The sequence below is a fragment of the Chryseobacterium sp. BGA-UO-ETr-SB22 genome (assembly GCF_059567885.1).
In genome coordinates, this window is record NZ_JCAQOV010000004.1 from 42,521 (window position 1) to 64,842 (window position 22,322).

Annotated in this window: 20 protein-coding genes; 3 read left to right on the top strand and 17 right to left on the bottom strand. The window is 36.1% G+C overall.

The genetic code is table 11. The features are described 5' to 3' along the window. Positions 1 to 15: 15 nt before the first annotated feature. Together AC57AW_RS03900 and AC57AW_RS03905 are read left to right on the top strand one after the other, a co-directional pair. The gene (locus AC57AW_RS03900) at positions 16 to 2,283 is read left to right on the top strand and encodes a TonB-dependent receptor domain-containing protein (protein ID WP_496350894.1); all 2,268 of its coding nucleotides are present in this window, start codon (positions 16 to 18) and stop codon (positions 2,281 to 2,283) included. Between the two features lie 84 nt (positions 2,284 to 2,367). Next, positions 2,368 to 3,228: an alpha/beta hydrolase fold domain-containing protein gene (locus AC57AW_RS03905; protein ID WP_496350895.1), complete on the top strand. Its 861-nt coding sequence runs from the start codon at positions 2,368 to 2,370 to the stop codon at positions 3,226 to 3,228. 49 nt (positions 3,229 to 3,277) lie between these two features. On the opposite strand, the gene AC57AW_RS03910 is transcribed toward AC57AW_RS03905, so the two are convergent. The 10 genes from AC57AW_RS03910 to AC57AW_RS03955 form a co-directional block, all read right to left on the bottom strand. Further along, positions 3,278 to 5,032 (bottom strand): discoidin domain-containing protein, encoded by a 1,755-nt coding sequence (locus tag AC57AW_RS03910; protein WP_496350896.1) that lies wholly within the window; start codon positions 5,030 to 5,032, stop codon positions 3,278 to 3,280. 27 nt (positions 5,033 to 5,059) lie between these two features. Then, a complete protein-coding gene (locus tag AC57AW_RS03915; protein WP_496350897.1) occupies positions 5,060 to 6,085 on the bottom strand; it encodes a hypothetical protein in 1,026 nt (341 codons plus the stop codon). 9 nt (positions 6,086 to 6,094) lie between these two features. Next, positions 6,095 to 7,621: an NAD(P)-binding protein gene (locus AC57AW_RS03920; RefSeq protein WP_496350898.1), complete on the bottom strand. Its 1,527-nt coding sequence runs from the start codon at positions 7,619 to 7,621 to the stop codon at positions 6,095 to 6,097. A 37-nt stretch (positions 7,622 to 7,658) separates the two neighbouring features. Further along, positions 7,659 to 9,173: a polyamine aminopropyltransferase gene (locus AC57AW_RS03925; RefSeq protein ID WP_496350899.1), complete on the bottom strand. Its 1,515-nt coding sequence runs from the start codon at positions 9,171 to 9,173 to the stop codon at positions 7,659 to 7,661. Beyond that, a complete protein-coding gene (locus AC57AW_RS03930; RefSeq protein WP_077413617.1) occupies positions 9,166 to 9,381 on the bottom strand; it encodes a DUF350 domain-containing protein in 216 nt (71 codons plus the stop codon). Before AC57AW_RS03930 ends, AC57AW_RS03925 begins: the two co-directional genes overlap by 8 nt. A 12-nt stretch (positions 9,382 to 9,393) precedes the next feature. Next, positions 9,394 to 9,585 carry a hypothetical protein gene (locus AC57AW_RS03935; protein WP_318847209.1) on the bottom strand — a complete coding sequence of 64 codons (192 nt, stop codon included), beginning with the start codon at positions 9,583 to 9,585 and terminating at the stop codon, positions 9,394 to 9,396. After that, entirely contained in the window at positions 9,585 to 11,042 is a 1,458-nt protein-coding gene (locus AC57AW_RS03940; RefSeq protein ID WP_496350900.1) for a DUF4178 domain-containing protein, read from the bottom strand. Before AC57AW_RS03940 ends, AC57AW_RS03935 begins: the two co-directional genes overlap by 1 nt. 2 nt (positions 11,043 to 11,044) lie before the next feature. Then, positions 11,045 to 11,404, bottom strand: a complete 360-nt coding sequence (locus AC57AW_RS03945) for an S-adenosylmethionine decarboxylase family protein (RefSeq protein WP_318847211.1) — start codon at positions 11,402 to 11,404, stop codon at positions 11,045 to 11,047. Positions 11,405 to 11,424: 20 nt separating this feature from the next. Continuing rightward, a complete protein-coding gene (ctlX, locus tag AC57AW_RS03950) occupies positions 11,425 to 12,348 on the bottom strand; it encodes a citrulline utilization hydrolase CtlX (protein ID WP_496350901.1) in 924 nt (307 codons plus the stop codon). A gap of 83 nt (positions 12,349 to 12,431) precedes the next feature. Beyond that, positions 12,432 to 13,346 (bottom strand): dimethylarginine dimethylaminohydrolase family protein, encoded by a 915-nt coding sequence (locus AC57AW_RS03955; RefSeq protein ID WP_496350902.1) that lies wholly within the window; start codon positions 13,344 to 13,346, stop codon positions 12,432 to 12,434. A 290-nt stretch (positions 13,347 to 13,636) separates the two neighbouring features. Here AC57AW_RS03955 and AC57AW_RS03960 point away from each other — a divergent pair, with 290 nt between their 5' ends. Continuing rightward, a complete protein-coding gene (locus AC57AW_RS03960; RefSeq protein ID WP_318847215.1) occupies positions 13,637 to 13,801 on the top strand; it encodes a hypothetical protein in 165 nt (54 codons plus the stop codon). A gap of 34 nt (positions 13,802 to 13,835) precedes the next feature. Here the strand turns inward: AC57AW_RS03960 and AC57AW_RS03965 are convergent, their stop codons facing one another. The 7 genes from AC57AW_RS03965 to AC57AW_RS03995 all read right to left on the bottom strand — a co-directional run bounded on the left by AC57AW_RS03965 (position 13,836) and on the right by AC57AW_RS03995 (position 22,289). After that, a complete protein-coding gene (locus AC57AW_RS03965; RefSeq protein ID WP_496350903.1) occupies positions 13,836 to 16,010 on the bottom strand; it encodes a TonB-dependent receptor domain-containing protein in 2,175 nt (724 codons plus the stop codon). An 80-nt stretch (positions 16,011 to 16,090) separates the two neighbouring features. After that, positions 16,091 to 17,152, bottom strand: a complete 1,062-nt coding sequence (locus AC57AW_RS03970) for a helix-turn-helix domain-containing protein (RefSeq protein WP_496350904.1) — start codon at positions 17,150 to 17,152, stop codon at positions 16,091 to 16,093. Between the two features lie 315 nt (positions 17,153 to 17,467). After that, positions 17,468 to 18,754, bottom strand: coding sequence for a citrate synthase (locus AC57AW_RS03975; RefSeq protein ID WP_318847218.1), 1,287 nt, complete (start codon positions 18,752 to 18,754; stop codon positions 17,468 to 17,470). An 81-nt stretch (positions 18,755 to 18,835) separates the two neighbouring features. Beyond that, positions 18,836 to 20,128 (bottom strand): phosphopyruvate hydratase, encoded by a 1,293-nt coding sequence (eno, locus tag AC57AW_RS03980; protein WP_496350905.1) that lies wholly within the window; start codon positions 20,126 to 20,128, stop codon positions 18,836 to 18,838. Between the two features lie 192 nt (positions 20,129 to 20,320). Continuing rightward, a complete protein-coding gene (locus tag AC57AW_RS03985; protein WP_496350906.1) occupies positions 20,321 to 21,544 on the bottom strand; it encodes a hypothetical protein in 1,224 nt (407 codons plus the stop codon). Continuing rightward, on the bottom strand, positions 21,541 to 21,930 hold the full coding sequence (locus tag AC57AW_RS03990; RefSeq protein ID WP_496350907.1) for a hypothetical protein: 390 nt from the start codon (positions 21,928 to 21,930) through the stop codon (positions 21,541 to 21,543). The genes AC57AW_RS03985 and AC57AW_RS03990 overlap by 4 nt, the downstream gene beginning before the upstream one ends. Positions 21,931 to 21,959: 29 nt before the next feature. Then, positions 21,960 to 22,289, bottom strand: a complete 330-nt coding sequence (locus AC57AW_RS03995) for a hypothetical protein (RefSeq protein WP_318847222.1) — start codon at positions 22,287 to 22,289, stop codon at positions 21,960 to 21,962. Between the last annotated feature and the right edge of the window lie 33 nt (positions 22,290 to 22,322).

Here is a 22,322-nt window from a genome sequence, read left to right on the forward strand (position 1 = left end):
TCAAATAAAAACAACATGAAACGTATAATTTTGTCAATGGCCATCGTATTCGGTACTTGTGCATTTGCCCAGGAGAAGAAATCTGATACAGCAAAAACAAAAAATATAGAAGGAGTTACGATTACAAAACAGGTTTTCAAAAAACAAAGTGACCGTTTTGTATATGATGTAGCAGCATCTCCTGTAGCTAAAGGAAATACGACTTTTGATCTTCTGAAGCAAACTCCTCTATTATCTTCTACAGATGATAAAACATTGAAGATTGCCGGGAAAAATAATGCCCTGATCTATATCAACGGAAGAAAAAGCAATATGGATTCTGAGTCCCTGGCACAGTTCCTGAAAAATACTCCGGCAGAAAACATCCAGAAAATTGAAGTGATTACGGTTCCGGGAAGTGAATTCCAGGTTGAATCATCAGATGGGATCATCAATATCGTTTTAAAGAAAAAAATGAGTGACGGTCTCAACGGAAATATGAGAATGTCCAACACCACCAGTAAATACAACGGAAGCCAGGCGAGCTTCTCTGCCAACTACCGAAAAGGTAAACTGGGAGTAAGCGCCAATCTTAGCGGTGGTGAAAATATAGAGGCACAAACGTACACGTTAAGAAACGGAACTGCCAAAACATCTAACGAATCCACAGGAGATATTAATGATCCGAATAAAAACATCGGAGGTTATCTGAATATTGATTATCAGCTGAATGACAAAAGCAATCTGGCTCTATCATGGAATACCTGGGCCAATAAAAGTTATAATTCAACCGTAGATTTATTTAATACCATAAAAAAAGAAAGCGCAGAAAAACCGGAATATACCTGGTCTAAAAACAAAGAAGATGCAAGATCTTATAATAATTCTGTGAATTTAAATTATGAATTAAAAACAGACTCATTAGGCAGCAAACTGAATGTAAATGCAGCTTATCTTAACTACAGAAGATTTCAGTACACAGATAACAAAACCTTCGCTTCGGATATTGACAGAGTTGTAGGAGGAAGAACAAGACAGGTCATTCAGGACCTTCCCCAGATCATTAATAACTTCTCCGGAATGGTAGATTATAATCAAAAGTTTAAAAATGATCTGACTGTTTCTGTAGGAGGAAATTATAACAAAACCAAAACAGACAACGATTCTAAAAACATAACATATTCTTTTAATCCCATAGAAGCTCCGGATTCAAGACCCAACCATTTTATCTATGATGAAAATATCTATGGTATGTATGTGACGGTAGAGAAGAAGATCTCGGATAAAATTTCCGGAAAAGTAGGCGCAAGATATGAGATCACCAACAGTCTTGGAACTTCTGACAATGCTCCTACAGACGAGCTTAAAAGAATTGAAAGAAATTACAGCAATATCCTTCCCTATCTGAGTTTCAACTACGCAATCAATGATAAAAACAATATTTCTTATTCCTTTTCAAGCAGGATGAGAAGACCGAGCTTCTGGGAAATCAATCCGGTAAGAAACATTCTTACAGATGATAATTATACTCAGAATAATCCATTTGTAAAGGCTTCATCCACTTACAATCAGGAGCTGACTTATATGTACAAAAACTCATACTTCCTGATTTTAAATCATTCTTATATTCAGGATGCCATAACCCAGGTTCCACTGCAGGGATATCCTGTATCACCTGAAGGTAAAGTAGGAGAAAATCCTGTTCTTAGATATATAAGAACCAATTTTGGAAATAAACAGGAAATGTCTGCCATGGTAGGTATTCAGAAGTCGTTCTTCAAGCAATACTGGACCACCAATTTCAATATCGGAGTTCAACATAACATCAATAATGGAAGTCTTGATACCGATCCTACTACAGGAGACCGTTTTAAAGATGACAAAGGACCAAACGGAAATTTTATTACCTATACCAACAATATCAGCTCTACCAGTCTTCTGATCCAGACTAACAACACGATCCGTCTTGATAAAAAGAAAACATGGTTCTTCGGACTTAATTACTTCTTTGTAGATAAGCAGCAGATTGAGCTCGGTTCATTGAAAAACTTAATGAGCTTAGACCTCAGCATCAAGAAAGTGTGGAACGACTGGACTTTTGCAGCAAATGTGAATGACATCCTTAATACCAACATCGTTAAAATTGAGGACTTCCAGGAGAACGGCAATTATAATTACATCCACCAAAACCGTTACAACAGAAACGTAATGGTAAGCCTTACCTATAATTTCGGAAACCAGAAAGTGAAAAAAGTAAGAGACATCGAAGGTGCATCAGATGCTATCAAAAGCAGAACAAGATAAAAGATTATCATTCTTCATATTCAATTAATTATTCTTACAGTATCCGCTGATTCTTTTCAGCGGATTTTTTTATATTTAATTGCTATGAAAAAAGAGGTGAAAATTATTTTGATTTGCCTTAGTCTTCTTTTTCTATGGATGAGCTGTACAGAAAAAAAAGTAAGACTGGGAAAAGATATCAGCTTTGATAAAGAAGAAAATATTCATTACGGGAATAATGATCACCAGGTCATGGATCTCTATATTCCCAATAAAAAAACAAATGGAGAAAAAGAGGTCTTTATCATTATTCATGGTGGAGGCTGGAGAAGTGGAAATAAGTCACAACTGACTTTTTTCACGCTTTCTATGATGCAGAAGTTTCCTGATCATATTTTCGTCAATATGAACTATAGACTGACATCAGCCACTCAATTTGGACTTCCAAACCAAACTGATGATATTAAAAAAGTAACTAAACTATTAAAGAACAGACTGGGCTACAATCCCAACCTTATTTTATTAGGAAACAGCGCCGGCGGACATTTGTCTATGCTATATGCTTATCAATCTGATGCTGATAAAAAAGTAAAAGCAGTGATTAATATTGTTGGTCCTGCAGATCTCTCAGATCCGGGTTTCAAAAATTATCAGGAATATTCTTTTGTGGAAAAAAGACTTGTAGATCCCCGTGTACCAAAACCGGGAACATCACTAATAGATTTCGCAAGTCCTGTAAAATGGATAAGAGAAAACTCCCCTCCTACTTTATCTTATTATGGGAATTCGGATCATGTTATACCTTCTACCCAGGAAAAAATCTTAGATTCAGTTTTAAATAAAAATCATGTTATCCATGAGTCTTATCAATTCAATGGCGGACATCTGGATTGGGATAAACAACCCAATGACAAGTTACTTATCAATAAAATTGAGAACTTTCTTAAAAAAAATGACAAAAAATAACACGTTCTGATATTTCAAAACGTGTTATTCTTTTATATTTAAATCATATCTATTCAGATTTTGCAACAGCTGTCCTTTCAGAAACGCCATTGGCATTGAAAGCCTCAATCTGGAAATAGTAAGCATCTGTTCTGTCTGCTCCTGTAAAGAAATATTCATTCTTTCCGTATACCATAATGCTTCCGTACAATTTATCCGGAGACTTTCCAAAATAGATTACATATCCGTCTGCTTCAGGATTCTGCTGCCATTTCATCCAGATACTTCTTCTTTCACCGTACTTCTTAGGATCAGCTCTTAAAGGTACAAAACCTTCCACTTTGGCAGGCTGTTTTCCAGCTCCTTTTCCAAATACCCTGAAACCGCTCAGTGCAAATTTTCCTGTAGGCATTTTAAGGTTTTCCATTTTAAGGAAACGGGCTTTTGCAGGCTGCTCCAGTTCTACATAATCGTGAGGAACGTCTTTCGTATTTTTGCTTTTATCCACAATCACATTCCATTTTTTCCCATCATTGGATCCGTAGATTTTGTATTGGTGCATTTTACCAAAGGTTTTCCCCATAAACTCCGCATCCTGATCAGCATAATTGATCTGAATAGCATTGATGGTAGAAACCTCCCCGAGATCTGTCTGGAACCATTCACCGGAATTTCCTGTTTTAGCACTCCAATACGTTTTGATATCTTCATCTACAGCATAATTAGGCTGATATCCACCTAAAGTAGATGAAACCTGAACCGGTTTATTATAATTCAGCAGCATCCATCCGGCAAAAAGACCTTTTGTAAAATCTTTTCCCTGCGCATATTGCGGAAGGTAGGTAGGATAATCGCCATAAGCTGTATTACAGAACATCACATCATCTTTATCAAAACCTGCCGGCCAGATTCCCAGCCTTCTTTCAAAATTATTTTTAGTAGAAATAAAGATCGTTGAAATGTGCCACCAGTTTTTGTAATTGTCCTCAAAAGTAGCTCCGTGACCCGCTCCTCTGGCAAAACCTCCAGGTTTATAGGAAAATGGATTATGCTGTTGGTATTCGAAACCTTCCAAAGGATTTTTACTGACGTAGACTCCATCAGAATATCCACTGAATTCTGTTGCCGGAGCACCGTACTGCATATAATATTTTCCGTTATGTTTTGTCATCCACGCCCCTTCTACAAAAGGCTGAAGAAAAACATTATCATTGTATTCCCCGAAACGTTCCCAACCGTGGTCTTCTGGTTTTAATTTAATAATTGGTTTTACGAAACCTTCGGACTGAAGATTTTTCACTTTCACTTCTGTTCCCAGCAATGGCCATTCATTACTTGAGCCCCAGTACAGATATAGTTTATTTTTATCTTCATCATAATGGAATGCCGGATCCCACGCTCCTACTTTCAAAGTATCTACGGCAATTTTCCAGTCATCTTTGGTAGGATTTGTACTTTTCCAGATCGGGAAATCCTGCTCCCAGGTAGAACCATAAACATACAAAGTATCTTTCATTGCCCAAACTGCTGGAGCATTAAGGTCATGGGTGTATTTGTTGTCTCTTAGAAATTTCCTTTTGACAAATTTCCAGTCCAGCATATCATCACTGTACCAATATCCTTCCTGATTGGTTGAAAAAAGAAACAGTTTATTCTTAAAATTAACAATCACCGGATCTGCTGTAGCACGATGTTTTCCCTGCTTTGAAAAAACTTCAAAAGGAGTATAACCATAATCAATATTGATGGGATTACAGAAAGTCTTCTGCTGTGCTCCTGCAATGATTCCTAGAAAAACTGCTAATAACAGAAAGTATTGTCTCATTTTTAGATTTTAAAGATTACCGCAAAGTTAGCTAACTTTTTTTGGTTTTCTCCAAATAAAGCCATCCAGCAGATAATGAGTAAGCTGAGGCACGACTAGTAACGGAACCAGAAACTGAAACCATTTTTCTGAGAGCATCACATTCAGGGAAAAATGCTCGTTCCAAACCAGCGTTTCCCACAAAAATTCTTCTACAAAGGCAAATCCTAAAAGAATGCCAACAAATAAAAATATTCCGGAAAAAGATTTAAAAACCTGCATTCTGTTAAGCTGATTGTTTTCTTTTTGATGTATTTCCCGGATATAAATCAGTGCGATATAAGGAATCCCATGGGAAACCACATTCAGAAAAGTAAAGAGAAGATCATTGTTGAAGTACACGATTCCAAAATACCAGGAAAGGAAAGTTCCTGTGATCAGTGCTATTTTGGGAATATTAGTTCTTTTGGTTTTAAAAGCTTCAATTATAGTTTTAATAATCCAAATAATCAGAATTGCAAAATAGATTACGGTAATCAAAGGGACGTAATCCGGAAGATTTTTAAGCCAGTCAAACTCATTATTCACAAACCAGGTAAAGGCTCGTGGTGTACTGAACCAGTATAACATGGGATAGATTGTTGCGGAATAAACAGCCACTTCATCTATTTTTTTGCTCCAGTTATTCGGTTCAAAACGGGCATAGATTCTCATAAACCCGTACTGTTGTCGTATAAAATGAAAAACGGCAACCAAAGCCAGTACTGACCAGAATGTCAGACTTCCAAATTGAAACAGGGCAATTCCCAAAATCCAGCTTACAGCAGGAATACCGAGATAAAGCAGCTTATTTTTCTGTACTTCTCCTTTTACAAAATAGGTTTTGAACAAGGTAGAATACACGTGAGCTACATCTACAAAAACAATCAGGAAAAGCCATGTATAAAAGGAATAATGATTTTCCAGTCCCTGAATCTGTTTCTGAAAGAGAAAAATAATGAGCAATACCAGGAAAGGAGGTGATAAAATAAACCACCAGTCTGTTTTTGCATTATGTATCCAAGGTTGTTTCATATAGCCATCTTATATCATTTTTTCTGCAGTCCGGATTCCCTGATAAAAGGCTTCTTCAAAAATAGATATTCCTGAAAGATCGGAATGGGCAAAGAAAATTTTATCTTCAATAGGTTCTTTCGTTATTTTGGTTTTTTCTCCAAAAATCTGATCAGGAACCGGAGCAATCATGGCATGCCCTATTTTATGAAACTGCATTTCAATAATAAAATCCTCTATCAAAGGGTGTGCTTTCTTCAGATCATCTAAAACTAAAGTTTTCAGTTCTGCATCTTTCATCGCGTACAGTTTTTTCCTTGCTTTTCTACAGTCTCCGGTTGAAAAGCTCTTGTAATGGGTAATCACTTTTTCACCCATAATCTGGTTCAGATTCTGATGTTGATCAAAGATATAACCCAATCCTGAAGATCCATAGATCACATTGTCCCAGGCCAGCTCTTCATCTCCTCCGAATTCATTCTTCAGGGTAATGGTTGTTAAAAGCCAGGGAACATAATTAAATGATGATGCTCTTTTTTGATTAAAAATCCTTTCGTTTACAAACTGCGGTGATGCAAACAGTACCTTATCAGCAATGATTTTTTTTGTTTTTTTCTCGGTATTATCAAAACTTAAAATCTCAACTTTATCATTTATTTTCACATCAAAAACCAGATTTCCGGACATATGCTTTCCATCTGTATATTTTGAGAAATGTTTTGCAAGTCTGGCATTACCTTCCGGCCATGTGAAGACCTGGTCTTTATATTTCGTACTCCAGTTGTTCTTTCTTCCTGCAAAATAATGAATTCCTGCCCATGCAGAAACATAGTCTATCCCTAATCCGAAATCATCTCTGCAGGAATAATCCAGCAACCAAAGGAGTTCTTCGGAGTGATAGTTATTTTCTTTGAGCCAGTCTTTAAAAATGATTTTTTCGAGATTCAAAACCTCATCATCTTTGCTGGAATCATGTACAGGAATGGCAAACCAATATTTTCCCTCTGCATCTTTCTTTACACGAAATTCATCCATCAACTTAAAAAAGCGGCTGAGCTCTTGCTGGGTTTCTGCTGAAATTCCTCTCTGCGGAACAATATCGTTCTGCCATGAGTTTTTATAGAACAGTCTTTCCTGCTGTGGAAAAGTCATTTGGTATTCATCCAGAATGGGTTCTCCATTATTTTCAGTTCCTAAACAGATTCCACATTCTTTCAGAAACTCGATGATTTCTGTATTTTCTTTATTCGGCAACGGTAAATAATGGGCTCCTAAAGGGAATTTTGAAAATGCATTCTGTCCGTTGGAAGAGTTTCCTCCCAGATGGTTTTCCATTTCAAGGAGAAGATAGTCCTGCTCATGATGCTGACTGAAGAATCTGCATGCTGAAAGTCCGGAAATCCCGCCACCCACAATAAGATATTGAGTGTGGATAACTTCTGAAAACTGTGGAAAATCTTTTGCCCACAGCCGATGCCCAAGAATGTGATTCGTCCCGGTAATCTTCAGCAGCAATGATTTTACTTTCTTTCCGCAATACTGCAAAAAGGGAAGCATAAGGCTACCTAAAAATATAGTTTTAAGAAAATCCTTTCTACTGTACTTTCCCCCACTCTTCATCAAAATAACGAACTAGTATCTGGTTGTCCAGACGGTTAACTTCTACTTCTTTCACCTTCATATCTTTATTAAAATAAGACATCTGTGAAAAATTATAATCATAGTATTTCAAACCGGGAAGCTTTCTGTAAATCCTGTTGTTGATGGGCTCAAATGAAGCCATAGAAAATCCCCATTCTCCAAAAGACGGCACATAGGTATGGTATGCTGCTGTAAAAGGAAAAATCTGATTGATCGTTTTTTCTATACACCAGAACGATTTCGGCGCAAAATACGGAGAAGTGGTCTGAACCACAATTTTGGTATCAAGAGTAGTCAGTCTTTCCAATTCTTTATAAAACTGCAGGGAATAGAGTTTTCCTAAGCTGTAATTGGAAGGGTCCGGAAAGTCTATGATGATGACATCAAACTTTTTTTTGTTCTCTTTTACCCAAATGTAAGCGTCTTTATTAATCACTTCCACTTTAGGATTGGAGAAAGAGCCCTGGTTCAGCCTGCGCATGGTTTCATTGGTCTTAAAAAACTGGGTCATTTCCCCATCAAGATCTACAAGCGTTATCTTTTTAACGTCTTTGTATTTTAATACTTCTCTTGCAGCGAAACCATCACCTCCTCCCAGAATCAGAACGTTATCAATGTTTTTTGCCATAGACATCGCCGGATGTACTAAAGCTTCATGATAACGGTATTCGTCGGTAGAAGAAAACTGCAGGTTGTTATTCAAATACAAACGGAATTCGTGGGTATTTCTGGTGAGAACAATTCTTTGGTAAGGAGAACTTTTGGTATAGACTACATTTTCACCATATAGTTTTTCCTCAGAATAAGACAAAATAGTATCAGAAAAAATAAAAAGTCCTACTAATACAATAAATGCTGCAATAGATTTTACTTTTAATGAAAATGGTTTTGACAATTCTCTTTTAAGGTAATAGCATAAGAATATAGCGATCGAAATATTAATAAGTCCGAAAAACAGAGGTGTTTTTACAATTCCCAGCTTCGGAATTAAAACCAGTGGAAATAGAATAGATGCCAGCAAAGCCCCGATATAATCGAATGCAAAGACATTTGAAACTAAATCTTTAAATTGTACTCTATCTTTCAGAATGTTCATTAAAAGTGGAATTTCCACTCCAACGAGGCATCCTGTGAAAAAGACAAAAAGGTAGAGAACACTTTCAAAATGTGCGAGTGTATTAAACAAAGTAAAGAGCACAACAGAGCTGATTCCGCCTACAATTCCCACCAGGATCTCAATCTCAATAAATTTATCGATCAGATTTCCTTTGATGAATTTCGCAAAATAGGAACCTACTCCCATTGAAAATAAATAAACCCCGATAATGAAAGAAAACTGCTTTACAGAGTCTCCTAAAAGATAGCTCGCCAGGGCTCCGGCCACCAATTCATAAATCAATCCACATGTAGCAATGACGAATACTGAAAACAATAAAAGCAGCTCAAGAGGAATCCTCTTCTTATCCATGAATTGCGGCACTTATAATCATTGAAATTCCGATGATAAATGCTCCGAAGACAATAGCCAGCGCTATATTTTTGTTCTGAGCAATCTCATGCCATGTTTTTTCTGGAGTAAGCTTTTCAATGATGAAATAGCATACTAAAAGAATCGCGATTCCTAAAAATGAGTAAAGAACCGAATTGAATATTGGTAATAGATTGATGTTGTCCATAGTTTTATATTTTTATTTGTGATAGTATCTGTAAAATCCTACTCTGGAATGACTTCTTGTAGTTCCGTCACGGTATGTTTCCGTCTTAGCGCAGTCGCAGACCTGATTTCCTCCGTAGGTAAGATATACAAACCATGTCAGGAAAAATCCTCCAAGCAAACAGAGTATCCAGTTTTGTCTTATATAGTTTAAAATAGTAGTCATTATGATGTGGGATATGGGGTGTTTGAACTATTTTTCCATTTATTCACATTAAAGAAATGCTTTCCTATCCACATAGCTAAAAACAGAGCGACCATTATGAATATAATAAATCCGAAGTTCCAGAATGAAACGGGAAGCCAGGTTGCTTTGAGCTGCACATAGGTATTGCTTGAAATAGGATCTGTGGTGAGGTGAGGTGCTTCAGCATTAATCAGAGAATCCAGCTTTTGAGTTCCGAAAGATGCTTTAGTAAGTCTAGCAACTTCTGATGTATCTTTTTCCAGTGCCTTTCCATCTGTAAAGATTGTGGTCTGCCCCTTAAGCATATCATTAATTTCGACAGCTCCTGATTTATCCCGCGATATTATCACCTTTGAATCCGGAGACTGAAGGTTGGAAAAGGTAGGTAAAGCGCCATCTTTCTCTGCAGAAATAAGAAAGTGATACTGCCCGGAACTTACTCCACAAAGATTAAAATCTTCAGACTGACTTCCTTCTGACCAGCTTTCTCCATCTTCGTAACCATGATACTGCTCGATATCCTTGGAAGTATAGATAACTTCATTGGTTTTTTCATTCACAAGACTCAGCTGGATATTCGCCCAGGAATTATCAACTCCTGAAAATGCATTCACCTTTAATGGTGCTGAGCCTCCTGAAAGGGTAAAACTGCTGCTCACCATTTCTTTGTCCCGTACATCTGTAAAATTGATGGTCTGCGCAAAAACAGTTTCGTTCGTTCGTGATGTGTAAACATATAGTTGGAACAGGCATATCAATAATGCTGCTATACAAAAAATGTTTACCGTCTGCCTGATATCAAAATAATACGGCTGTACGATTCCTACTCCTGTATAATAGGGCATATGAGCTATTTTAAAAGCTCTTTTGACCTCATATTTTGAAATGTGAACTCCGTAGAAGTATTGATTTTTTTTACCCACCGTCTCCTGTGAGATCATACGGGTTCCGTTGACATATTCTTTGTAAGTAGCAAGATTGAAATCCAGATGTTCATCAAAAAATCCGGCAGCAGCGTAAATACTGCAGGGAGAGTTTTCATACCAGCGGTAATTTCTTCCTTGATAAGTTCTTACGGTAGAACTTTTACCTTTAAAATCATCGGGATGGATGGTCACCAGGAAAACCCAATGGCCATCACTTTCACTCAGGAAAGCATCACCTCCTTTGCTGTCTTTTAAATAGTATTCGCGCCAGAAAATATTAGTGCCGTATCTTTTGACAATAATAGCAGCAACGGTATATTCTTCACCTCCGATTTTTCCTTTTTGTCCGACCTCTAAAACAACGTTTTCCGTGGGGACTTTCAAATGTTTGATCTGTTTGTTTCCGGCTACATCAATGAGATGGGAACAGGTATTACAAACATATTCTTCAACAGGAAAAGTGAGATCTATTTTATTTTCTGATTCGCATGCTGGGCAGACATAGTGCATTTTTATCTGTAAATTTTGTGTTTTTGAATGGTATTAGCTTTAAAATACTGAACCACTTCATCTGCAATCTTCTCTACTTTTGTGGTATTGTCCTGTGTATAATTACAAAGGAAAACGTCAAAAGTAAGCTGTTTAAATTCCGGCCACGTGTGGATACAAAGGTGAGACTCTTTAAGGATCACTGCGGAAGTAAAGCTGTCATTCTCAAAAATATGATTGGTCACTCCTACAATTTCTACCTCTTTGGTTTTCAGAATTTCTTCTGTAAACTCCAGAAAACTTTTACTGTCTAATAACAAATCTTCTGACTCTGTTTCCAAAGTCAGAAGAATATGTAAACCTTTACTTGATAATGGGTTCAATTAATTTTTTCGTAAATATATTATTTTTTTGGAAGAAAAACCTCAGCAAGCATACATCTTGCACTTCCTCCTCCATTTACTTCAATGGTATTCAGGTCTGAATAAATAATTTCGCAGTATTTTTCAATAGCTGCCACCTGTTCTGTAGTTAGAGACTGGTAAGCTGTCTGGCTCATTACCAGAAATTTTTCACCATCTTTATTCTGAACCTGAAGCATGTTTCCTGCAAACTGCTGCATCTGCTCTTCTGAAATTTCGATGATTTCTTTTCCGGAACCTTTAATAGTTTCAACTACTTTTTCTCTTTCCAGCTCATCGTCAATACAATCAAGACAGATTACTACAAATTGATCTGCCACACACATCATTACGTTGGTATGATAGATAGGAAGTCTTTCTGTTCCTACTGTCTGAAATGAATGGAAAACAACCGGAGTGAATCCGAATTTTGCACAGAAATCTCTGAACAGTTTTTCATCCAGTCTCAAAGAAACAGAACCGTAAGCAATTTTATTATCGTGATCGAAAATCATACTTCCCGTTCCTTCCAGGAAATGCCCCTGAGTTTCAGGAAAAGACCAGTCATCAATTTCAGCAACTTCGAAGCCCTGATCTTTGATGCTTTCTATAATATCGTCTCTTCTTTCTACTCTTCTGTTGGAAGCGAACATCGGATATAAAACCACTTTCCCATCTTTATGGAAACTCACCCAGTTATTCGGGAAAATAGAATCCGGGGTATGAGGATCTAGTGTATCTTTTATTGTGATCACATTAATTCCTTTTCCTCTCAGCTTTCCGACAAAGGTATTGAACTCAGCCAAAGCTTTTGACTGGATGTCAGAACCCGTCTGTTCTACCTGAAAGTAATTGTTTTTCGCTGTTTCAGCGTTGTAACCGAATGCAATCGGCTCTATCATTAATACTGTATCTGTTGTCTGCATTTTTTTTGATTTAAAAATTAAAAGATTGAAGATTGAAAGACTACAACTTTTTCAATCTCAAACCCTAAAACACTCTTACTCAATTATTCTCTCACAAGCGGCATTGTAGAGCATCTCAACAAACCACCCATTTTAGAAATTTCTCTGTAAGGGATTTCTTCAACGGTCATTCCCCATTCGTTTCTCAAATGGTCATTCATTCTTGTGAATGCTTTGTCTGAAACTACTACATCCGGAGAAATGGAGAAAATATTCGGGAACATATCAAACATTTCTTCGTCATTGATATGGAAACAGTTTTCTTCTCCAAAAATGTCAATGATCAAACGGTAGTCACTTTCATCTACGAATCCGTTTTTATAAATGATACATTTGTCTTCACCCACCGGGTTGAATGTACAGTCCAAATGCAGAATCCCTTCAAAAGGAACTTTATCGTTTTTCTTCAGTTCAAGATCAATGATTCTTTTCTTTGGAAAATATTCTTTTAAAATTTCGATGGCGTATTCATTGGTTCTCGCCGTCTTATAGTTTCTGTAATCTTCGCTGAAGCAGGTTCCAATGAAAATGAAATCATTCCATACAATAACATCTCCCCCTTCAATATGTGCTGTTTCCGGAAGGTTAATGATCTTTCTCCATGCTACTTTCTCAAAAACGCTTTTGTATGCCCCCTGCTCGTCCGCTCTGTCCGCGATCACATTGGAAATGATCATCTTGTCATCAATTACAAAGGCTACATCTCTTGAAAAAACCTGATTGTAGTCCTGGATGATACTTGGACGCAGTACTTCAACGTCATACTTTTTTAAAACTGCTTCAAAAGCGTTCATTTCATTGATAATATCCTCTTCTTTAGGATACATGTTGTGTTCGATTGAGTAATATGACTTTGCGTCATAACTTTCCTCTAGTGTGGGAACTGCTCCCAGTGAATTAGGCTGGCCTAGAACTACTGACTTCAGCCTGCCCGTTTCGTTTTTAATGTTTAGTCTCATAAAGATTTATGCAATACTACAAATATAAGTAAAGGTCTCTACCTATAAAACTTTTGGATTATTTTATGTATTAAATTTGATTTCCAAAATCACCACCCTTCAACAAAATTTCCTTGTATGTTTAGCTAACTGTAGTGAATAGCTCCAAAAACATCTACAACTTACTATTTTCCATCTACATAAGAACAAAAAAACAGATAATTATATTATTTAATTTCCTATATTAGTGATATAATTTTCGCGAAATTATATATCAAAAAACTTAACTATTAACACCAAAAATCAAAGTCATGAACAAAAACAATTCAGTGCTGAAAAACGCACAAAAATTAGGAAGAGAACAACAAAAATCTCTATTAGGAGGAGCTCCAATTTCAACAGCCAGAAGATGTTGTGAATGGGATGACACAGGAAAATGCTATATCTGGACATGCGACAGATGCCAATGCCCATAATAAAACGAAAACCTGCTTGAAAAAGCAGGTTTTCTTATCTCGCTCTGTTTTCTTCTTCTGTTCTCTGGTTTTCTTTTACCTGATATTTTGAACTTCCTATACTATAAACGAGTGAAAAAACCAACCGGCTGCTATCCCACCAATGGGTAAAACGGTTATCCATAATCTGTTTGTGCCGAAATTCTAATCGTTGCTCGTAGGAATCCAGGAGATTATTAAAACCTATTTTAGCGTTCAGTTTATTATCAAACCATGACTTCTGAACTGATACATCTACGGTATATCTTGGTTTAATAATATAAAGACTGTTCCCCGTTTTTGATTCATAATTGGCAAATACATTTACAGTAAATCCTTTTGGAAGGGAAAACACCTGGTTTAGCCTCACTTCATAGTTGTAGATCTTCAATGCAAAAACCTCATCCAGATAGGGTCTGAATTCGTAATTATAATATCCTGTAAACTGGCTGGTAACATTCCACCATTTTGTAATTCTGATTGGAAAGCTGGTTTCGAGAACAGCAAAGTTCCGATACGGAAGATTGGTTCCCAGATATTCCAATACGTTCGTTTCCGGATTGTAAAGCGGATAACGGGTCATAACGTCTTCTTCTTTTCCAACTGTAAAGCTTGTCATCCAGTTTTTATAGCGGTAGGTTGCTTTAATCTGGCTTGTAAAGGATGGAAGCAGGTAAGGATTACCTATCCAGTAATTTAGCGGACTGAAATAAAACCGGAAAGGATTAAGTTGAGAGAAAACCGGTCTCGTTATTTTTCTGCTATAAGAAAGGGAAAGTTCACTGGATTTATTAAAAGTATAATTTGCACTTAAAGATGGCAGCCATTTCGGATAATTTATTGAAACAATGGAATCTACGGTAATTGCATTGGAAATACTGTTTGTATTTTCAAATCTTAATCCTGCATTGATCTGTAAGTTTCCAAACTTCTGCCTGTATGCCAGATAACCTGCCCAAATTTTTTCTTTATATGAAAACACATTACTTCTCGCAGGATCGAAAACAAACTGATTTCCGGCTGATAATGTATCATATCTGATATTGTTCTGGGTGTCTGAACTGCTGTATTTAATTCCTGCTTCAAGATCTGCATTATCAATTTTCTGCGAAACATCTATCTGAGCAGTATAAATATTAATTTTATTAATCAAATCAGATTTCCAGTAAGACAGAAGATTTGCTGTCGTCTGATCTTTATTGATAAAATCATCATTCTGTTTATTTTTAACTGAAAGATAGTTTCCTAAAAAACTGAGTTTAAATCCTTTGTTTTGAAAAGAATAATCGGTGGTAATCCCATAATTATTCTGTAAATAATCTGTGGGACTTTCACTGGCGGTATTCAGTACCGTTTGGGTTTCACTTTTATTGGTAGTAAAAAGTGATCCGCTTCGTGTACGGTCATTAGTTCTGAAATTACCTCTCAGACTGATTCCCAGTCTGTTTTTATCATTCAGCCTGAAATCTGCTCCTGTCTGAATATTATACACCTTCCAAAAATCTTCCTGATAGGTATGAGTACGCATGATATTGGTATTTGCCAACCGCTGCAAAGCCTGATAACGATAGGTCGAGATACCTTCATTATAACCTGCCTGAAGGTTATACGTCACTTTTCCCGTATGGTAAGACGTATTGAATGCGTTTTCCCTGTAGTTGAATTTATTAATATACACATTGCCATTATAGCTTGCTTTCCAACCGAGGCTGGTATTCTTTTTTAGTTTAATATCAATAATCCCTTTAAATTCGGCATCATATTTTGAAGACGGATTGGCATTCACTTCTACAGATTCTACCATATCCGGAGATAAAGACCGCAAATAGGCCTGCAGTTCCTGATTACTCATGACAACAGGTTTTCCGTCAATAAAAATGGCTGGAGCAATTCTTCCTCCAATAAAAATTCCGTCTTCCTGATCTACTGTAACGCCTGGTGTTTTTCTTAAAACATCAAGAAGATGGGTAGAGGTTTTAAAGTCTTTGTTTCCGGCAACAGACATGACCATGTTTCCGTCATTTAATTTCATTTTTCGCGGAGCTGACTGAAGAATGACTTCTGAAATAGCCGTGGTGGAAGATGTTGCCTGGGTCAGAGAATCTGATACTTTTCCTGTTACAATTTGCTGTGCTTTTCCAAAAAAAGAGACAAATAGCAGGAATAGGAAAAGCCGTAATTTGATGATCATAGATTTTAAATTTTATGACATCAAAAGTATCGGCTTGTTCTAAAAAAGCGGTTTTGAAATTGAAATTCCGCAGTACTGAATTATAAATTTGAACTCTGAAACCTAGGCTCTGTGAGCGTTTGAGTCTGTTTATACAAAAGAGGTGTTGTATTTTTAATTTTTTTGAATGTTGAAAAGAAAGTTGATTTAGAATTGAATCCTACTTCATACCCAATCTCTTCAATTTTCAGATAGGAACCATTTTCAATTTTCTCACAGGCTTCATTGATCCTGTATTCATTGATACAGGTCGCAAAACTTTTACCCAAATTATCATTCAGAAGCTGGGAAAGCTGATGAGAGGGCATGTTCATTCTTGAGGCAAGATCACTCAATTTTAGATTGGGATTTTTATAGAGCTCTTCTGTATCCATCAGTCTTTCTAATCTTGATACAAAACTATCTGCCTGTTCTCCTGAAATCTTTTTATTGGAATATTTTTCGGTTTCTTTTACCGGAAGCTGTTGATATTTTTTATTAAATAAAATCAAAAAGTTGGCATACAGTACGAACGAAAACACAAGGCTTCCTCCTGCGCAATAGATTTGTACCCATCCTGTCGAAAGCAGCTGATAGCTCAAAAATATAATCACATTGCTGGCCAGAATCGGAAGTACAAAGTTGTTTGGATTTTTATCGTTCTGCTTAAGCAGAATATAATACTGATAGACGGTAAGGAAGATGAATACAGACCAAACGCCATAGATAAACGTAGCAAAATAGTTATCCCATGTAATAGGAAACACCAGATATAATACACCGACAACTCCTAAAATAAGGGTTAATATCCCGAACCATTTCTGACAGTTCTTCCAATCAAACTGATCCTGCTGGAAGGAAGATTTCACATAATAATATAATGCCGGCCCGGCAAAAAATAAGGCTGACAGTCCTAAATGCGCAATAATTCTGGGTAAATCGGGATAAAAATAAAAACATACAGAAATCGCTACTCTTGAGCTTAGCATTAAGAGAAGAATTCCAAGGAAAAAATCCGGAGGATATTTCAGTTTTTTAACAAACAGCAGATAAATTCCCAGTAGAAGACCGTTGAATGCTCCTACTGCGCTGAAGAAAAATAACATCTGTTCTCCGAAAGTCATTGGGTATTAATTTTTTACAGTAGTAAATTTAATCAAATTATTATATTCGATTCTGCAAAATATCTGTAAAATATCAAAATTTGATAATGAAGCCTATTCTATCTCGGTTTGAGATCTGTCAGGATCAGTGTCCGTAGGTGTTCTTCGTGGTCATCTCCCCATTTTCCCAATGCAGCAATAACTGAAATCACTCCTGAACTTTTATTTCAGAATGGAGGACAATCTTATTACAGCTTTAGTCATTACTGGATAGGTTCTAAAAATAAAAAATCCCAAAGCAAGCTTTGGGATTTTTTATTATGATAAAAGCAAATATTATCTGCTTGCAATATCGATGTAGTTTCTTTCCTGAGCACCTTGGTAAACCTGTCTTGGTCTTCCGATTGGGTCTCCTTTCATTCTCATTTCTTTCCACTGAGAAATCCATCCCGGAAGTCTTCCTAATGCAAACATTACTGTAAACATTTCTGTAGGAATTCCTAATGCTCTGTAGATGATTCCTGAATAGAAGTCTACGTTTGGATATAGTTTTCTTTCGATGAAGTATTCATCTTCAAGAGCTACTCTTTCTAACTGCATTGCAATGTCAAGGGCTTTATCCTGGATTCCTAATGATTTAAGGATATCATCAGCAGCTTTCTTGATAATTTTCGCTCTTGGGTCGAAGTTTTTGTAAACTCTGTGTCCGAATCCCATTAGACGGAAGCTATCATTTTTATCTTTTGCTTTAGCAACATATTTAGATACGTCACCACCATCTTTCTCGATAAGCTCAAGCATTTCGATTACAGCCTGGTTTGCACCACCGTGAAGTGGTCCCCAAAGTGCAGATACTCCAGCAGAGATAGAAGCGAAAAGACCTGTATGAGCAGAACCTACCATTCTTACTGTAGAAGTAGAACAGTTTTGTTCGTGGTCTGCGTGAAGGATTAATAATTTATCTAAAGCATTTACAACTACCGGATCCATTTCGAAATCAGCGTTTGGTAATCTGAATGCCATTTTGTAGAAGTTTTCTACGTAGCTTAGGTTATTATCTCCGTGGTTTAATGGTAAACCTTGAGTTTTTCTGTAAGTCCAAGCACAAAGGTGAGAGAACTTAGCAATCATCAGCTCAGCAGCATGATCCATTTCTTCTTTAGAGTTTACATTCACTGCTTTCGGGTTGAAAGCTGTCAATGCAGATGTCATAGAAGATAAAACTCCCATAGGGTGAGCAGAACGAGGAAAAACATCAATGATTTTTTTCATTTCGTCTGCGATGAAGTTATATTTTTTAATATTATTGTCGAATGAACTGAACTGATCCTGAGTAGGTAATTCTCCATGTAATAAAAGATACATTACTTCAGTGAAGTTAGATTTTTCAGCAATCTGCTCGATTGGATAACCTCTGTAGAGTAATTCTCCCTGATCTCCGTCTAAGTAAGTGATATCGCTAATAGTAGCTCCTGTATTTTTGTAACCTAAATCCAGAGTGATCAAACCTGTCTGGTCTCTTAATTTCGAAATATCAATCCCTCTGTCTCCGATAGTACTATCCACGATAGGATATTCATATGAATTACCGTCGTAATTCAATATTACTTTGTTGTCTGACATTATTTATTTTTTTTTAAATATACTACTTTCCATAAAATACGGCAAACAAAAAATATCGCTTGCCGTTATTTATAAATTCAATTATCTTTTTATTTTAAATGCTTCTAAACCTGGGAAAATTGCTGTCTCACCAAGAGCTTCTTCAATTCTCAACAACTGGTTGTATTTTGCCATTCTGTCTGATCTTGAAGCTGAACCTGTTTTGATCTGTCCGCAGTTCATTGCTACTGCTAAATCAGCGATGGTAGAGTCTTCAGTTTCTCCTGATCTGTGAGACATTACTGAAGTGAATTTGTTGTTCTGAGCCATTTGTACTGCTGCCATTGTTTCAGAAAGGGAACCAATTTGGTTTACTTTTACAAGGATAGAGTTCGCAATGTTTTCTTTTACTCCTCTTGATAATCTGTCTACGTTAGTCACAAATAAATCATCTCCTACCAACTGTACTCTGTCACCAATTTTATCAGTTAACATTTTCCAACCTTCCCAGTCATTTTCCTGCATACCGTCTTCGATAGAAATAATTGGATATTTAGCAGCCAATTCAGCAAGGTAAGAAACCTGCTCGCTGCTTGAAAACTGAGCAGCATCCGGAGTCTGGAATTTTCTGTAATCATAAATTCCGTCTTTGTAGAATTCTGAAGCAGCACAGTCTAATGCCAACATGATGTCATCACCAGGCTTGTATCCTGCTTTTTCGATCGCCTGAAGTAAGGTATCCAAAGCATCTTCAGTTCCTTTGAAAGTAGGAGCAAAACCACCTTCGTCACCTACCGCAGTAGATAAACCTCTTGAATGAAGAATAGATTTAAGATTGTGGAAAATCTCAGTTCCTTTTCTCAATGCATGAGAGAAAGAATCTGCTTTTACTGGCATAACCATAAATTCCTGGAATGCGATAGGAGCATCTGAATGAGATCCACCATTAATTACATTCATCATTGGAACAGGAAGCGTATTTGCGTTCACTCCTCCTACATATTTATAAAGTGGCATTCCCAATTCTGCAGCTGCAGCTCTTGCTACGGCTAAAGAAACACCAAGAATAGCATTAGCACCAAGATTTCCTTTGTTAGCTGTTCCGTCAAGATCAATCATAATCTGATCGATATAGTTTTGTTCGAAAACCGGCTGTCCAACTAAATTCTCTGCAATTACTTCTTTTACATTTTCAACAGCTTTCAGAACTCCTTTCCCCTGATATTCTGAACCACCGTCGCGTAATTCTACTGCTTCGTGTTCTCCTGTAGACGCTCCTGAAGGTACAGCAGCACGGCCCATTGCCCCGCTTTCTGTAAATACATCTACTTCGATGGTAGGGTTACCTCTGGAATCTAAAATCTGTCTTGCTTCTATATAAGAAATTGCACTCATTTTTTATTTTTTTTAGTTTAGACAAATTTAATCAAAATTTAACTTTTAGGGGTATTTCGAGGGATTTTTTTGAGATAAATCCAAGTTAAATTTTAGTTAATTTATATTATGATAATTCTAATTTTAAAAGAAATAAAAAAACCTTTTTGAGTATTCTATTCAAAAAGGTTTTTATTCTAAGTAATAATATATTTATTGAATTTTCTTTTCATCCGGAGTGGTTACAAAAACACTCTTTTTTTCAGAGTCTAGTCCCCAATTCAGTCCCAAGAATGAGATAAGGTTATCCTTTTCTCCGTAATTTTTACCGAATGCAGCATTAATATATACCCTATCAGAAACTTTATAGGCAATAAGACCACTGGATCGGAATGTTTTGTCTATATCATTAATACGATAAATATATTCGTACGAGATAGAAAATCTTTTATAGGTGAATTCAGCTTTGCCACCAAAATCATAATTTTTAGATCTGAGGAACTGTTGATTCGCATCGAGTGTAGTTCCATCATCCAAATATCGAATAATTCCATAGAAATTTAGTCTTTTTTCAACATTAGGTTCATCATTTTTTGAAAAATCAAATCCTGTATTAAATGTTAACCAAAATCCTAATTTTCCAAAATGATTGTTTGAAAATTTATTATCAGAGAAAAAAGTACTATAACCTCCGGCAAAATCTGCAGAAATGAGAGGAGGTGCTTCTAAGAGGTTTCTGTAATAGTCAGCTTCCTTAGAGCTTTTATATTTTTCAGAAAATTTATTCTTAAAACGTACTTTAGCTTTTTCAAAAATTTCAACTCTTGCATCATCTTTAATACCCAATCTATCACATGAATCAGTAAGTTGTTTGTGTTCATTTGAATGTACCCAATCCTTATTAATATTACTTAATACATTTCTGAGTCTAGCATCATGAGCAAGTATTGAATCTTTATTTTTCTTTGTTCTAACTCTTACCAGAGTACTTCTTACACTGAAAGCAAAAGAAGGATTTTTCATTTCATCGTCTTTACCTAATGACAAATCTCTAACAAACCCTAATGAAAAAGAAGCTTTTTTAACTTCACTGAAAGCATTCCATTTATGCATTACTTCATTATCATTCAATTTCACAGTACTATATCCAGCATATTTAGAGGAATTCATATTACTTGATGGCAATAACCAGAATGGTGTAACTTCAAAAGCATAACTATCTGGAATTCCCTCACTTTTTTTAAATGAATTCACCAGACTTAATACAATTGCTTTTTTCGATTTAACAATTTCAAGTTCTGATGGAGAAACTCCTAAAAGAACAACTGAAGGTGCTGTTGTAATTTCTAACTCTTTCAATTCGATGTTAATATCTTTTTTTTGCTGTGCATAAAAGATCAAAGGAAAGAAAATCAGTATTAAGAGATAATTTTTCATAGGGTAATATGTTCAATGGTTATAAATTTTACAGAGCTAATTCTATCCTCACTGTCCAAGTCTTTACTTGTTCTTTTTTTAAAAGGCTGCAAAGGCCCCATAACATTAAGAACAGAGTAGGTAATCTGTGTTTGCTGGATTGCATTATCTAAATTCTTTTTAGGAATGCCTTCAAAAGAAAACTCATGGTTAATTTCAATAGTTTTCCCCTTAAGATCCTTAAATGATCCTATTTTCTCTCTTTTTTCGTATTCAAATTCTTTCACCCCAGGAATAGTAACAAGTGTACTACAAACACCTGTAGATGATATCGTTATTTCTAAAAACACATCTTGACTATCTTCAAGATCAAATTTTAAAGTTTTTGATGATTTTAAAGCTTTCATGATATTTAGTTTTTTTAAGTTATTATTATTTATTTTCTGGGCGTAGGAGATAAAAGGCCAGCCAAAGCTCCAATAGCTCCTGATGAAATAGTTGCAAAGATTGTTACAAGCTGATTATTCTTACTTTCTCCATCATTCCAGTAAGCAATAAGAATAAGTCCTGCTATAATGGTAATTACTGCCAGCCCAAGCATAATTACGATAATTCTGTAGATCCAATAGTCTGTCTCTTTCGGGTTCTTTATTTCTACATTTTTAATAGCTTCTATAGGATTTGTTCTGAACTTCTCCTGAAGATCGCTGTTGTTTTTTAAAGCAGCTTCCAAATCTCCAATACTGTCATTAATAAGAGTTTTCATGGCTTTTAGTTTTATATATCAAATTTCCTTCTA

Bases quoted from the DNA above. Each gene is read 5' to 3' on its own strand.
- AC57AW_RS03900 (WP_496350894.1), top strand. From the start codon at position 16: ATGAAACGTATAATTTTGTCAATGGCCATCGTATTCGGTACTTGTGCA.
- AC57AW_RS03905 (WP_496350895.1), top strand. From the start codon at position 2,368: ATGAAAAAAGAGGTGAAAATTATTTTGATTTGCCTTAGTCTTCTTTTT.
- AC57AW_RS03910 (WP_496350896.1), bottom strand. From the start codon at position 5,032: ATGAGACAATACTTTCTGTTATTAGCAGTTTTTCTAGGAATCATTGCA.
- AC57AW_RS03915 (WP_496350897.1), bottom strand. From the start codon at position 6,085: ATGAAACAACCTTGGATACATAATGCAAAAACAGACTGGTGGTTTATT.
- AC57AW_RS03920 (WP_496350898.1), bottom strand. From the start codon at position 7,621: ATGCTTCCCTTTTTGCAGTATTGCGGAAAGAAAGTAAAATCATTGCTG.
- AC57AW_RS03925 (WP_496350899.1), bottom strand. From the start codon at position 9,173: ATGGATAAGAAGAGGATTCCTCTTGAGCTGCTTTTATTGTTTTCAGTA.
- AC57AW_RS03930 (WP_077413617.1), bottom strand. From the start codon at position 9,381: ATGGACAACATCAATCTATTACCAATATTCAATTCGGTTCTTTACTCA.
- AC57AW_RS03935 (WP_318847209.1), bottom strand. From the start codon at position 9,585: ATGACTACTATTTTAAACTATATAAGACAAAACTGGATACTCTGTTTG.
- AC57AW_RS03940 (WP_496350900.1), bottom strand. From the start codon at position 11,042: ATGCACTATGTCTGCCCAGCATGCGAATCAGAAAATAAAATAGATCTC.
- ctlX (WP_496350901.1), bottom strand. From the start codon at position 12,348: ATGCAGACAACAGATACAGTATTAATGATAGAGCCGATTGCATTCGGT.
- AC57AW_RS03955 (WP_496350902.1), bottom strand. From the start codon at position 13,346: ATGAGACTAAACATTAAAAACGAAACGGGCAGGCTGAAGTCAGTAGTT.
- AC57AW_RS03960 (WP_318847215.1), top strand. From the start codon at position 13,637: ATGAACAAAAACAATTCAGTGCTGAAAAACGCACAAAAATTAGGAAGA.
- AC57AW_RS03965 (WP_496350903.1), bottom strand. From the start codon at position 16,010: ATGATCATCAAATTACGGCTTTTCCTATTCCTGCTATTTGTCTCTTTT.
- AC57AW_RS03970 (WP_496350904.1), bottom strand. From the start codon at position 17,152: ATGACTTTCGGAGAACAGATGTTATTTTTCTTCAGCGCAGTAGGAGCA.
- AC57AW_RS03975 (WP_318847218.1), bottom strand. From the start codon at position 18,754: ATGTCAGACAACAAAGTAATATTGAATTACGACGGTAATTCATATGAA.
- eno (WP_496350905.1), bottom strand. From the start codon at position 20,128: ATGAGTGCAATTTCTTATATAGAAGCAAGACAGATTTTAGATTCCAGA.
- AC57AW_RS03985 (WP_496350906.1), bottom strand. From the start codon at position 21,544: ATGAAAAATTATCTCTTAATACTGATTTTCTTTCCTTTGATCTTTTAT.
- AC57AW_RS03990 (WP_496350907.1), bottom strand. From the start codon at position 21,930: ATGAAAGCTTTAAAATCATCAAAAACTTTAAAATTTGATCTTGAAGAT.
- AC57AW_RS03995 (WP_318847222.1), bottom strand. From the start codon at position 22,289: ATGAAAACTCTTATTAATGACAGTATTGGAGATTTGGAAGCTGCTTTA.